The sequence below is a fragment of the Paraliomyxa miuraensis genome (assembly GCF_026337845.1).
Classification (GTDB): Bacteria; Myxococcota_A; Polyangia; order Nannocystales; family Nannocystaceae; genus Paraliomyxa; species Paraliomyxa miuraensis.
The window spans coordinates 178602-191780 of the sequence record NZ_JAOVZF010000147.1 but is presented as its reverse complement, the minus strand read 5'-3'; the positions used below and the strand labels follow the sequence as shown (position 1 = coordinate 191780).

The 13179-nt window shown below is 68.7% G+C and carries 9 protein-coding genes; 4 read left to right on the top strand and 5 right to left on the bottom strand.

Annotated features, from left to right (window positions below; genetic code table 11):
* Positions 1-165: 165 nt before the first annotated feature.
* Positions 166-1005: a sigma 54-interacting transcriptional regulator gene (locus tag OEB96_RS14305; protein WP_266216241.1), complete on the bottom strand. Its 840-nt coding sequence runs from the start codon at positions 1003-1005 to the stop codon at positions 166-168.
* Between the two features lie 35 nt (positions 1006-1040).
* Here OEB96_RS14305 and OEB96_RS14300 point away from each other — a divergent pair, with 35 nt between their 5' ends.
* The 3 genes from OEB96_RS14300 (at position 1041) to OEB96_RS14290 (ending at position 5672) form a co-directional block, all read left to right on the top strand.
* Positions 1041-2207: an LIC_10091 family protein gene (locus OEB96_RS14300; RefSeq protein ID WP_266216239.1), complete on the top strand. Its 1167-nt coding sequence runs from the start codon at positions 1041-1043 to the stop codon at positions 2205-2207.
* A 200-nt stretch (positions 2208-2407) separates the two neighbouring features.
* A complete protein-coding gene (locus OEB96_RS14295) occupies positions 2408-3763 on the top strand; it encodes an FG-GAP repeat domain-containing protein (protein WP_266216237.1) in 1356 nt (451 codons plus the stop codon).
* Between the two features lie 163 nt (positions 3764-3926).
* A complete protein-coding gene (locus OEB96_RS14290) occupies positions 3927-5672 on the top strand; it encodes an alpha/beta hydrolase (protein ID WP_266216235.1) in 1746 nt (581 codons plus the stop codon).
* Positions 5673-5757: 85 nt separating this feature from the next.
* Here the strand turns inward: OEB96_RS14290 and OEB96_RS14285 are convergent, their stop codons facing one another.
* A complete protein-coding gene (locus tag OEB96_RS14285) occupies positions 5758-7395 on the bottom strand; it encodes a DEAD/DEAH box helicase (protein WP_266216233.1) in 1638 nt (545 codons plus the stop codon).
* A gap of 360 nt (positions 7396-7755) precedes the next feature.
* Between OEB96_RS14285 and OEB96_RS14280 the strand changes: the two genes are divergently transcribed.
* The gene (locus OEB96_RS14280; protein ID WP_266216231.1) at positions 7756-8166 is read left to right on the top strand and encodes a DUF2510 domain-containing protein; all 411 of its coding nucleotides are present in this window, start codon (positions 7756-7758) and stop codon (positions 8164-8166) included.
* A 21-nt stretch (positions 8167-8187) separates the two neighbouring features.
* Here OEB96_RS14280 and OEB96_RS14275 read toward each other — a convergent pair whose 3' ends face one another.
* From OEB96_RS14275 to OEB96_RS14265, 3 genes are read right to left on the bottom strand one after another with little or no spacing between them, the layout of a single operon-like run.
* Positions 8188-9753: a hypothetical protein gene (locus OEB96_RS14275; protein ID WP_266216229.1), complete on the bottom strand. Its 1566-nt coding sequence runs from the start codon at positions 9751-9753 to the stop codon at positions 8188-8190.
* Between the two features lies 1 nt (position 9754).
* Positions 9755-10927: a hypothetical protein gene (locus tag OEB96_RS14270; RefSeq protein WP_266216227.1), complete on the bottom strand. Its 1173-nt coding sequence runs from the start codon at positions 10925-10927 to the stop codon at positions 9755-9757.
* Positions 10928-10968: 41 nt separating this feature from the next.
* The gene (locus OEB96_RS14265; RefSeq protein WP_266216225.1) at positions 10969-13068 is read right to left on the bottom strand and encodes a hypothetical protein; all 2100 of its coding nucleotides are present in this window, start codon (positions 13066-13068) and stop codon (positions 10969-10971) included.
* Positions 13069-13179 lie beyond the last annotated feature (111 nt).

Genomic DNA, 13179 nt, shown 5'->3' with positions numbered 1-13179 from the left:
CGGCACGAAGTGTACGGGTGCGTTGTATGACGACACCGAGGGGCCGGACGGTTATTGCAAGGAATGGGGAGAGGCGTTGGACGAAGGCGGAGATTGATGAAACGTGCGACAAGGCACGAGGATTGGGGATTGGGGGGAGTGCCGGATAGCGCAGGGGGCGGGTCTTCACCGCCCCCCGAGGTAGTCTTCCGCATTGATCCCGAGCTTCCTCAGCATGAGCTGAAACCCCCGCGGCGTCATTCCTGCCACTCTGGCCGCCGCGCTCATGCTCGGTGACTCGGCGAGCAACTGGCGGGAGTAGCCGCGCTTGAACTCATCGACGGCCGCCTGCAACGGGCCGCGTGCAAACGCCCCCATCTCGGCCGGGGCATTATCCTTCGCCGCCCCCTGCTCGAGCACATCGTCGAACTGGACCAGATCCCTGACCGTCACCTCGCCCCCCTCGCTCAGGTATGCCGCGCGAAGGATGGTCTGTCGCAGCTCGCGAACGTTCCCGGCCCACTCCCGCCGCAGGAGCTCCGCCAACACCCCGGCGCCCAGCTCGATCTTCTGCCCGCTCCGCTCGCACACCTCCGCGAGGAACAGCTTCGCCAGGAACGGGATGTCCTCCCGTCGGTTCCGAAGCGGCTGGATCTTCACGAGGATCCCGGCGAGCCGGTGGTAGAGGTCCACGCGAAAGCGGCCGGCGTTGACCTCCTGCATGGGGTCGCGGTTGGTCGCGGCCATGATCCGCACGTCGACGGTGCGCTGGGTGTTGGAGCCGAGCCGCTGCACCACGCGCTCGTCGATTGCCCGCAGCAGCTTGGGCTGGAGCTCGAGCGGCAGCTCGCCGATCTCGTCCAGGAACAGGGTCCCGCCGTCGGCTTCCTCGAAGGGGCTCGGCCGGTTGGAGGTGGCCCCGGTGAAGGCTCCCTTCATGTGACCGAACAGCAGCCCGTCGGCCATCTGGTGGGGCAGCCCGGTGCAGTCCACGGTGATGAAGCGGCCCGAGCGTTCCGTGGCCACGGGAATGTCGGCCGTCCTTCGAGCGTGAGTCAGGCGTGAAGGGGGTCTTCATCGGACTTGCTCTGGTGGCTGCGTGCTCGGGGACGGCCTCCGATCCTTCGCCTGCGGCCGCTTCCGAGCCGGCGACCGCCATCTACGGCCCCGCGGTTGCCGTCGCCGAGGCGGTGGATCCAGCGGAGCCCCCCGGCCCCCCCGTGCCCTCCGAGGAGCCCTTCGAGGAGCCGAGCGTCGCTTCGGTCGCGCGCGAGCTCGCCGAGGTCCAGCCCGAGGTCACCGCCGTCTCGGCTGCCGATTCCCGCGACGCGGTGGTCGCCGAGCTGCACACCCTATCGCCCGATCCCGCGCCCGAGCACACCACCAACGATGTGCACTACCTCGTGTCCAACGAGCGGCGCCTCGATCTCTTCCGACCCGAGCTCGACGATCTCGGCGGCGTGATGCTCGGCGTAGGCAGCGACCAAAACTACGTGATGGCCGCCTGGTCGCGGACCGAGCTGCTCGTCATCGTGGACTTCGACCAGCAGGTGGTCGACCTGCACGGGATTCACGGCGCCCTGATGGCCGCAGCACCCACCGTCGACGAGTACCGTCGCCTGTGGTCAGAGGACGGGGCCGACGATGCTCGCGCGGCCATCACCGACGCGTTCGATGAGCCTGCTCGACACGAGCGCTTGGCGCTATACGACGAGGCGCGCACCGTCGTGGACAAGCGCCTGCGCAAGCTCGCCCGCCGCTACACCGAGCTCGGCATCCACTCCTATCTCGACACCCCCGAGGAGTACCGCTTCGTCGCCGATCTCCACGCCGCCGGTCGCGTGGTGGCGCTACGCGGCGACTTCACCCGCGAGGGCCTGCTGCGCGAGGTGGCCAGGGTGCTCGAGGCTCACAGCCAGGCGCTGAAGGTGCTCTATCTGTCGAACATCGAGCAGTACTTCACCTACCGCGAGCCCTTCAAGGCCAACATGCTCGCGCTACCGTTCGACGACCACACGGTAGTACTACGCACGCTCCCCGGCCGCCCCGTGGGCTTCCACTACATCCTCCAGCGCGGCGCCGACTTCCACACCTGGATGCGCACCCCCAAGGTATGGTCGGTCTACCGCATTCGCGGCTTGGGCAAGGGCGAGCACCTGCAATCCAGCGAACGCTTCGTGGCGGGGCCGCCTCCGGCTCCCGAGCCCAACCCAGTGGAGGGTGACTGAAGCGGACCGCTCGAAGACGGACGGCAACCAAGACGGCCTCTGGCTCGACGCCTCCCGCGCCCCTCCGCCCCACATCCTCCACGTCCACGTAACAGCGCCAAATCCTCCGCACGCGCTTGGGCGCCTTCCCGAGCCCATGACGCGCCGGGAGTTGCCACGCTCCACGTGACTCCCAGCGAAGAGTATGCAAGCATCTCGAAATGCCGTGGCCGAATGGCTGGGACCAGAAGGCGGCGCTGACCTACACCGCGCTCCTTTGCTGTCTCGGTTGTGGCCCGCGGGCGGGGCAAGACGATACGAACGAGACGACGACCTCGCAGACGTCCACGAGCGAATCGGCAACGAGCTCGTCAGACGTCGGCGGCACGATGGGCTGCGGCGATGGGGTGACGGAGCAGAATGTCTTTTGCTTCGAGCGCGTGGACGTCCCGGGGGTGAGCGGCGTGATTGCGCTCGCGGCTCACGATGTCGATGGCCTGCCCGGGGAGGAACTGGGGATCATCGACAATCCCGATGGCAGCAAGGCACGGTTTTCCATTGCGAAGTGGAACGGCTTGGACATGACGCTCTTCGCCGACGCGGAGGACGTCAGGCTCGAACCGGCACTGCTCATGACGGGGCGCCTCCGACCCGGCCAAGGCGTCGAGCTCGCAACCTTCCTCTGGGATGCAGTGCGGACGCACCGCCTGATCGATGGAGCCGTGTCGACCGTGACCGAGCCGCGGCAGGCGGACACGGTCGAATTGCAGTCGCCGGTCGCTGCGCTCGATGTCGACGGCGACGGCACCGATGAGATGATCGTCGATGCCTACATCTCCGAGGACGCGAACTATCCCTTTTTCAACGCCCTGCTCCTGCGTCGCTCGCCCGAGGGTTGGGTGGTGAATGGGGATCCCCTGCCAGTGAGGGACAGCTGGCCACGATTCGCGGCGGCCGTCGGCGATCTCGATGGAGACGGCGCCCCAGAGCTGGTCATCGAGGACCAGCACGACCCCTCCGGCGAACCGGGGCATGCACATTACGACCCGTCGCTCGACGAGTTGGTCGTCATGGGCGGCCAGAACGGCGTGCTCGTCGAGCGCGATCGCTTCCCGGCAGGAACCTGGCCGCTGGCCCTCCGCCTTGCCGATCTCGACCGAGATGGCCGCCTCGACCTCATCGTCGCCGGCGCAGACCGGATCGCGTTCGGAGCTGGCACGCCGGGCGGGAGCTTCGCCCCTCCGCAGATCGTCGAGCTCGGAGGCGAGTCGGCGGAAGGGTACGGCATCGGTGCCATCGAACTGGGCGACCTCGATGGCGATGGCGAGCTCGAGCTCATCATGGCCGTGAGGCCTTCGGCGCAGCAGAGGTGGCGGGACATCATCGTCGTGTCCGATCCCCTCGGCGCTGCGACGTCGACCACCATCGCTACTGACTTGAGCCCTACCACCCTCAGTCCCGCGCAAGCGATGGTCCGCGACCTCACCGGCGATGGCGTGCTCGACATCGTCGTCAGCACGGCCACTGGCGACAGCCCCGTGTTGACTGGTCTGAGTCTCTTGGTCGGAAATCCCTGAGCACGCCCAATGGGTGCAGCAAGCAGCCTGTTCCATGCTCGCCTCCTCTCGCTGCCCTGCCATGCTTGCGACGGCTCCCTGCTCACTTCTCCTACTCGGATGCCCAGATGGCGGTGGGGGAGGCACGGGAACTGCGACCGAGGAGAGTACGACCTCGAATGGAATGACGATCGACGGCACGGCCACTACCGGAGCCGACGTGACCGGGCCCGACACGGGGACTGCGACGGACACCACCGGAGACGTTGATTGCTCGGAGTACCCGCTGCCGTTTCCCAGCTTGGGCTTCGATGATTTCGAGCCACACCGCGAAGACGACGGCGGGCTGGTGATCCCCCAGGTCGCCCCTGCGCACTGCCCGAGCCTTGGCCTCGACGACCCCCTAAGCGCCGCGTTCTACGTCTACCGCCCATTCGACCCCGACCCGATGAACATGGACGATGGGTGGCCGGCCGGCCAGTTTCCCCTCGTCGTGTTTGCGGAGCCGAACGGCGGTAGCCTCATCGTGGATGAGGTGCATACTTATGCTCACATCTTCGATGAGCTGGCCGCGGACGGATTCATCGTGGTAGGGATGAACTCCGGGATCTCATCGGCCAGCTCTCGGCAAACACTCACGCGCTGCGCGATCGAATGGGCGTACGAGCAGTGGTCCGAGTCCAGCCGGCTGAATTGCGACCTCGTGCTGATGGGCCACAGCGTGGGCGGATACGTGATGCACGACTTCGTGGCCGATCCGCCCACCAGGGGTGACCAGCGGCTGCGTGCAGTCGTCGCCATCGCGCCGACGTCGATCTTCGCGACGGACCCTTCGACCGAAGTCGCGCCCTCGGACGCAGTTCCGTATCTCGTGGTCCACGGCTCGACCGACGAGGACAATATGGGCGACGGCACGACGAACTATGACCGCATGGCGGTCGAGGATCCTCCCGATGTTGCGGTCCCCCCGCTCCCCTCACCCGACAAGGTCATGGTGTGGGTCTATCGCGTGGGCCACTACGCCTGGGGCGGTCAGGACCTCCCGCCGGGGCCTGAGGTGGACCGGGCGCGTGCCGTCTCCGGATTCTACATCCCAACGTTCTTGCGTTGGCAGATCTACGGCGAGATGGAACTCCGTCACTGGTTCTTCGACCCTCTCACATACGACGGTGGCGCGACCTCGTTTCCGTCCTCGGTGGCCGATTTCACACTCTGGGCGGATATCTACGCGGATGACGCTACTGGAGCCTACGACGTGCTCGGTGGTCGGCCACTGTTGCAGCTAGGAGTATCGCAGGCACGCGACGAAATGGGCTCGCGCCTGCAGATCGACACCATGTGGCGCGAGGACGAGCTTGCGTGCAACGACCCAGCACAGCCAGTGCTTTCGCCGTCGGCACCCCTCGGAGAGGATGTATCGCTGTTGGGAGCGCTCGACAGCGCGGACGTTTGCTTTGCAACCAGCCTCTCTCAGACTCTCCCCTCGCACTCGACCTTCGCCTTGCAGGTTCCCTGGGGAGCAGCGAGCGACGGCGACGGCTTGCGCTGGCAACTTTCCGGGCCTGGGGATCCCGGGGTCGACCTGTCGATGTACGACCACTTCAGCCTGCGGCTGGGCCGCCGCACCGGGCCATTCGGAACGCGTGAGCCGTTCGCAATCCGCGTCCAACTCGACTCTGGGGAGGGTCCTGGTAGTCCAGTCGTCTATGATCGCATCGTGGCGCAGGACAATTCATTCGGAACGGACGGCGTGTTCATGCACACCGTCCGAGTCCCGCTTGCCGATCTCTGCTCGCCGGACTTCGACATCACGGACGTACGAGCCATTTCGATCGTGGCACCGCAGGCCAATGACGGTGTTTCGCTGCTTCATGTGGACAGCCTCGAGTTCACGCGTCACGACGAGGATACCGCGGCTGCGTGCCCATGAGGTGCGACAACATTGCCTGGCCGATCCTCGCCGAGGGCGGTTTGGGGAGTGCTCGTCTTGGATGTTCGCGAGGCTCCCCTCCACCCTACCGCCGCCCCCCCAGCGCGATGATCCACGACGCCCCCCCACGAGTCAGCCCTTGCGGCACCGGAATCTCCCGCCGCCGCAGCACCATCACCTGCTTCTCCGTCGGCGGCTGCTCGCGCCAGGGCTGGCGCATGTCCACCAATCGCACGGCCTCCGGCCGTTGCTCGCGGACCAGGCGGTCGCCCGTACGGATCGCGACCGCCAGCAACTGATGACGGCTCAGCTGCGTCACCGTCTCCGGCGCCCTGTGATGGAGCAGCTCCCACTCGTCGAGCAGGTTGCGCTGGATCACCAGCTCCTCCCCCTCGGGCAGCGGCAGCCGGTACCCGCCGGTCGGCGTTGAGCACCATGCGTAGGCGGTCGTGTCGCGGAGCTCCTCGGGCGGCTCGAGCTCCATGAAGTCGATGCGCTGCGCAGCAATGCGCAGCTCGTCCGCACTGGCGACGCGGCGTAGATCGAGCCAGGGATAGCGCTCGCCGATCGCCTCGAGCTCGTCGGCGACCGCGAGCGCGTCCCCGCCCCGCAGCTCGAGCGTCTCGGGAAGGTCGAACACGTGGTGAAGCCCCGCGAGGCGGTGCTTGCGGGAGTTGTCGACCACGTCGATGACCATGAGATCCTGCTTGTCGGGGTGCAGCCGGGTCCCGCGGCCCACCATCTGCACGTAGAGGAGCTGCGACTTGGTCGGGCGGGCCAGCATCACGCAATCGACCCGCGGCTCGTCGAAGCCCTCGGTGAGCACCATGCAGTTGGCCAGCACCGAGATGGCTCCCGTCGAGAACGCGGCGAGCGTGGCGTGGCGCTCGTGGCTGGGCATCGCGCCCCACACGGCGGCCGCGGACACGCCCGCCGCGAGGAACGCCGCCGCCATCGCGCGGGCATGGGCCACGTCGGCGCAGAAGATCACGGCGCGGCGCCCGGGGGCGAAGTCCTGGTAGGCCTTGACCACGGACTCGTTGCGGACCTCCACGTTGACGGCCGCGGCGAGCTGCGACTCCACGAAGTCGCCGTGGCGCACCTTGACTGCGTCGAGATCGACATCGGTGACGATCCGCCAGCCGCGGATACGGCACAGGAAGCGCTCGCGGATCATGCTCCGGAGATCGCGACGGAACACGATGTCCTCGAACACCGCCCCCAGGCCCGCACCGTCGCCGCGGTGGGGCGTGGCGGTGAAGCCCACGAGCATGCGGGGCGTGTCGGGCTCGCGCAGGCCGAAGTGGTCGAAGATCCGGACATAGCTGTCCGCGACGGCATGGTGCGCCTCGTCGACGACCACGAGGAAGAAGTCCTCCCGTCGCAGCCGCGCCAGCCGCTGGCTGGCCGCGCGGCCGAGCGTGGGCACCGAGGCGATCACCACCTGGGCATCGTCCGAGGCGTGGCGGGCGGCCTGCTCGATCTCCACGCGGAGCTCCGGGTTGGCGAGCGAGAACTTGTGGCGCGCCTGCTCGAGCAGCTCCTCGCGGTGGGCGAGCACGAGCAGGCGCCGCTTCATCCGGAAGAACCGCGGAAACGCGGAGAACACCACCGTCTTGCCCGTGCCGGTGGGCAGCGAGACGAGCAGGCGCCGGCGGCCGGCCTTGTAGGCCGCGTAGATCGACCGCAGGCACTCGCGCTGATACGGCCGCAGCTCGAGCACGGCGCAGTCATGCTACGCCACGCCGCACCACCAGCGATAGAGTCCCCGCCGCCGCGCGAAGGGGAATGCTCCTCATGGCCCCGAGGTTGGGGGCGCCCGATGGCAGAGGCCGAGCGCGACGGTGCGAGCGCGGATCCGGAACCGGCCGCAGCGCAGGGTGGCCTGTGCGTCGGCGAGCGGCCGCCTCGCGTGGGCGCTCCCGGACCCTCGGGGCATCTCCCCGATGGTGGCGTCTACGGCCCGGTCGGTCCTCGCCCTCGCCCCCTGCGCCGCGATCCTCTGTCTCGCCTTCGCCCCCGCGCCACGCGGTGGAGGGACCGCACTCCCCCGCGTCGCGGTCGAAGCGGTTAGGATGTACTCGTGCTGGGAGGGATGGAGCTCATCATCATCGCCTTCGTCTTCGGCGTCCTCGGAGCGTGGGGCTGGAGCCTCGTCGACATCCTCGGGCGCTCCGACCAGCAATGGAAGGCGATCGGGCAGGAGAAGACCCTGTGGCTGCTCGTGATCCTGTTCGCCGGCCTCCCGGGATCGATCGCCTACTTGCTGGCGATTCGGCCCAAGTTCGCGCGCATCGGCGAGCTCCCGAGCATGCCGATGCGGCCGATGCTCGCGCCTCCCCCCGGCTGGTATCCCGATCCACAAGGCGCCCCGATGTTGCGGTGGTTCGACGGCCGGCTGTGGACCCCGCACATCGCCCCGCTCGGCGGCATGCCACCCGGATCACCCCCTCCGGGCGCCCCACCCCCGGGACCCTGGCCGCCGCGCTACTAGGCCCAGGGGGGCCGGGCCGGCCTAGGGCATCACGTAGAACGGATTGGCGTAGATCCACACCCTCGGCGTGGCCGCGCCGTCGGCATGGCTGCCGAGGTACTCGGTCAGATGCAGCGGGGCCATGCGCACCTCCACGCGATAGGCCCCCGGTGCATCGGGTGCATAGCGCAGCTCGGGCCCGGCCTCGGTCGCGACCTCTTCGAAGCCACCGTCGATCGCTCGCAGCACGTGGGTCGTGATCACCGGAGGCATGGCCCCGGGATCGAGGTTCCGCACCCCGGGCCGCTGCACCACGATCTCGGGACCATCGCCGAGCGGCACCTCGGCACCGAGCTCGAACACCTCGCCACCCGCCTCGATCACCGCATCGAAGCCCTCGGCGTAGCCCATGTACTCGAACACGCCGAAGAGCCGCCCGGCCAGCAGCGCGTCGTCGAGGGCGAGGTCGTCCCAGCTCCCGTCGGCGGCGGGCTCCACCAGCAGGTGGTTGGAGAACCACAGCAGCATGCGGCGGAAGCTGTCGATGCGCTCGCCGTCGGGCAGCTCCTGGGGGAACGAATTGCGGTGCGCGTCGGTGCCCATGGTGGTGACGCGGCGCACCCCGCTGCTGAGCACGCTGCCCCAGCGCTCGAGGTAGCGCGGGTCCTCCTGCCACAGCGGGAACAGCACCAGGTCGCTGTGGGGCAGGCCCGGATCGCCCGTGAGGATCTGGGTGAGCAAGGCCAGCCCGGCCGCGATGTTGGCCTCGAGGTTGGCGTGCAGGTTGTACATCTCGAAGCCATCGAGGGGCAGGTCGACCAGCTCGGACACGTCCCACTCCTCGGTATGGGCGACCAGGATCACCGCCCCGGCGGCACGAAGCTCGTCGATCGCGGCCGGAGTGGCCGAGCCGTAGGTCGCCCCGAGGCCGGGAGCATGGTGCTCGAGGCCGATCGGCATCGTGCCCGACTCGCAGCCTGCCATGATCAGGGTGGGCCGCTCCGGCACGACCGGCTGCCCCACGCAGCCGGCCCAGCTCGCCACCGGATCACCGCCGCGCTCGACCAGCACGTCGCCGCGCGCGGGATCGTAGAGGAGGACGTCCGGGAACGTGTTGTCCGCGAACGAGTCGCCGTGATCGGTGAACATCACGAAGTCGTGCTGGGTCTGGCACAGGCCGCGGCGTAGGTCTTCGAGGCACACCGGGTCGGGCACGCCACCGGCATCCTGCGGCATGCCGTCGCAAGCGTCGTGCGAGTAGACCGAGTGGGTATGGATCGCACCGCGACGATCGAGCAGACCCCGGGCATTGGGACCCTCGGGCGTGGGGTAGACCGTGCCCGGCTCCCAGGGCTCCTCGACCGGGGGCTCGCCCGTGGAGGACCCGCCGTCGCTCGAGCTCGAGCCCTCGGTGGTGGTGGTGCCGGCGATGGTGGTGCCGGTGGAGTCGAGGCTCGCGCTCGAGGTCGAGGTGACGGCACTGGTCGAACTCTCGCTCGTCCCCGTGCTCTGGTCCGAGCCCTCCGGGCCCTCCGAGCCCCCGCCGCAGCCCCCGCCGCAGCCCCAGCCGATCGCCACGGCGGCGACCATCCAACGTACCCGGCTCATGTCAGCACTGGCTCCCGCCGCACTGGCCTTCTCGCGGCGTCGATCCACCCACCCCGATCCCACACCACTCCGGCAGGTCCGCCGGCACTCCGGTCTCCAGGTACGGCGAGTCCCCATCTTGCAGCCAGTACGGGTGCGAGATCACGAAGCTCCACAGCGGCGCGAATGCGGTCTCGCCGTTGGCCACGTCGAACGGCGGCGCGGCGTGGGTGCAGTTGTGGATGCACTCGAGCACGAAGTGACCCTCGTCCTCGAGGTTGTTCTCGAGATCCTGCGAGGTCACCTGGAAGTCCACCGCCACGCAGAAGTCCATGGGTCCTCCCCACAGCACCATGGCGGGCATCTTGTGCGCCGAGCCGTTCCAGGGCTTGACCACCGCGCCGCCGGTGCCCCCGGACAGCGAGAGGATGCTCGAGAGGTACTGGCCGCGGGCGGAGCCGAGCTGGCCGGTCCAAAGGCCCCCCGCGCTCACGCCGGCGCTCGAGATGCAGCCCTCGGCCACGTTGTACTGCTCGGCCACGCAGGCGAGCATGTCGTCGAAGAACACGTACTCCTCGTCGGTGCGCGGCCCCGGGTCGATGATCGAGAACGGCCACTGGAACAGCAGGTCGCCCTTGGAGCTGGGGATCACGGCGAGGAAGCGGAACTGATCGACCGCGTTCTGCACGTCGCCCTGCTCGAGGAAGTCCTGCGCGTCACCGCCGAGCCAGTGCCACAGGAACACCACGGGCAGGTTCTCCTCGGGCTGAAGATCACTGGGCGCGATGAGCAGGAACTCCCGCAGATCGCCGGAGCTGTCGATCGCATTGGGGCCGGGCAAGATCTCCGGACACTCGCCGCCGTAGACGGGCAGCGCAGGAGGCATCATGGCCCCGGGCGGTGGCTCGTCACGGCAGTCGGCCAGGCTCACGGGCGGCAGGTCGCCGGGAGGCGGGATGTCGTCGACGATCGGGCCGCTGTCCTCGGTGGTCTCGGCAGCCGCGGTGCTGTCGGCCGAGCTCTGGCTCGTCATGCCATCGGTGGCAGCCCCCGTGGAGTCGGCCGAGCCCGAGCTCGTGCCCGATCCTCCGCCGTCGTCGTTGGCGTCCTGCACCGTGCAGCCTGCGAGCAGCAGGCCCGCGCACAGCGAGCACGAGAGCAGGGAAGGACCAGGCCAATGCAAGTCACCCGACATCGCCCCACGATACCACCTTGGGCGATCGTTGTGGCGCTGGTTCATTGGCAGACGTCGGGCGTCATCTCGCCCGGGGCGCACATGCCTTCGTCGGGGAAGCTGCACACGCCGGCGGGGCAGAAGTTGACCACCTCCCCGTTGCGCAGGAAGTGATCGATCTGGTCGCGGGCCGCCGGCATCCGGCGCAGCCGACCGTGGGGATCGTTGCAGGCCGTCTGGGGGCGGTTGCACACCGGATCGGGCGGCAGGCCAAAGTCGTACTCCACCAGCGCGGAGCCCATGTGGCTGTCCTGGGCCACGGGAAGGCCCCAGATCTCACGGATGCCGCTGTCGAGGTGCACGATGCCGGCCGAGCGCGCCATGTTGTGGGCGCCCAGCGTGGTCACCTGGTGGTCGCCGAGCGCCGCGGTCATCAGCACCTCGTGCGGCGGCGTGTTGGGCAGCGGATCGGTGACGATGCGGTGCGTGTAACCCTCGGGCTCCACTCGATCCCACAGCATCTGCAGCGACAGGAGCGCCTGGGCCACGTCGAGCGGATCGGGGTAGGCCAGGCGCATCAGGTCGAAGAACGGATCGAAGTCCACGCTGCGGGTCAGCAGGGTGTTGTAGGGCTGTCCCAGCACGTCGAGCACGCCGCGCTCCACCTCGGTGGTGGTCGCCATGTAGACGCCGCCCAGGATGCCGCCCTGGCTGATGCCATACCAGTAGCGCTGGTCGGGATCGAGCAGGCCCGCCAGCAGCGGATCCTCGGCCAGCCCCGCCCACGCAAGACGCATGGCTAGCAGCTGATTGAGGGACCCCTGGTGCATGCGGTCGGTCATCACCGCGAGCCCGGTGGTCCCGGTGGTCGAGATCGTGGCCGCGATCGGCAGGTAGTCCTCCTCGGACATGCCGATCCAGTCGATGCCGAAGACCGCGTAGTTGTACAGGGTGGCCATCTCGCGGAAGTGGCTGCCCTCGATCTGCGAGCCCGAGCCCAGCAGGCCATGGCCGTGCTGCATGAGGGCGGCCGGGGTGGTCTCGGCCGTGCGCGGCACGATCAGCCAAAACGGCACGTCGACGGTGCCGTTGGCCACCGGCATGCCGTCGGGGCCGTGCACCAGGCGGCCGGAGACCGGGCTCTCGGAGTCGAGGTAGAGCGGAGCCTGGAACGTGCCCTCGATCCGGTACAAGAAGTCGGTGGTGTTCCACATCGTGTCCACCACGTCGAGCGTGTAGGGCGGGCTGCCGGTGGGCCCCAGCTCGGCGAACGCCTCGTCGCGCATGTGCAGCAGCCAGCCGGTGGTGTTCTCGTCGGACGCGGTGTGGAAGTCCCAGGCCAGCTGCAGCTCCTCGCGGGCGACCCCGGTCTGACCGAGCCGGTAGAAGATGTCGCCGTAGAGCTCGCGACGCGCCTCGACCGAGGGCTCCTCGGGGAGGTCGGTGTGATCGCGCAGCGCCGCGAACGCGGGCGACGCCGGCACGAGCGCCCCCCCGGCGTCGACCAGCCCGCGGATGGCCACGATGTAGCGCCGCGCGGGCGGCAGGCGCACGGCGGGGCGGATGAACAGCGCGCGGCGGTTGGCCTCGTCGGTGCTGTAGTCGAGCTCGGAGTAGTGGGCGATGCGCTCTCCGGTCTCGGCGTCGATGAGCACGGTGGGCGAGTCGTCGGCGAGCGAGGCGTCGATGTCCTCGTGGCTGGGCAGGCCGGCCGCGGTGGCGCCCGGGAGGAAGGTGGCGATGCCCGCCTGGGGCGAGAAGCCGTCGGACCAGGTCCATGGCTCGGGGTCGGGATCGGCCTCGAACGGCGCCATGGGCAGCTGCACGCTGCGCCCGGTGACGGTGTCCTCGGAGGGGATCGTGTAGACGTTGGAGGGGAACGGGAACGCGCAGTACTCGGGCACGAGGGGATCGCACTCGAGCAGCGGCCACTCGAGGTCCTCCGGATCGATGGGACCGCCGTCGTCGGTGCTGCCCTCGCCGGTGCTGCTGCTGGTGCTGCCCTCGTCGACCACCGCCGTGGTGCCGGTGGTGGCGTCGGTGGTGGTGGTGGGCTCGGTCCCCGTGGAGGAGCCGTCTTGCGCCGGCGGGGCGTCGTCCCCACAGGCCATCGACACCAGCAGCGAGCTCAGGGCAATGCAAAGACGGGCGGGCTTGACCATGATGAGTGTTGAACCCCGTAGGCCATGGCGTTGGCAAGCGCGAACGACGTCCCGCTGGGCATTTGGGTGAGACGAATCTCATGTCCGAGCATGCGATGCACGTGGATGTCC

Bases quoted from the DNA above. Each gene is read 5' to 3' on its own strand.
- OEB96_RS14295 (WP_266216237.1), top strand. From the start codon at position 2,408: ATGCCGTGGCCGAATGGCTGGGACCAGAAGGCGGCGCTGACCTACACC.
- OEB96_RS14290 (WP_266216235.1), top strand. From the start codon at position 3,927: ATGACGATCGACGGCACGGCCACTACCGGAGCCGACGTGACCGGGCCC.
- OEB96_RS14275 (WP_266216229.1), bottom strand. From the start codon at position 9,753: ATGAGCCGGGTACGTTGGATGGTCGCCGCCGTGGCGATCGGCTGGGGC.
- OEB96_RS14270 (WP_266216227.1), bottom strand. From the start codon at position 10,927: ATGTCGGGTGACTTGCATTGGCCTGGTCCTTCCCTGCTCTCGTGCTCG.
- OEB96_RS14265 (WP_266216225.1), bottom strand. From the start codon at position 13,068: ATGGTCAAGCCCGCCCGTCTTTGCATTGCCCTGAGCTCGCTGCTGGTG.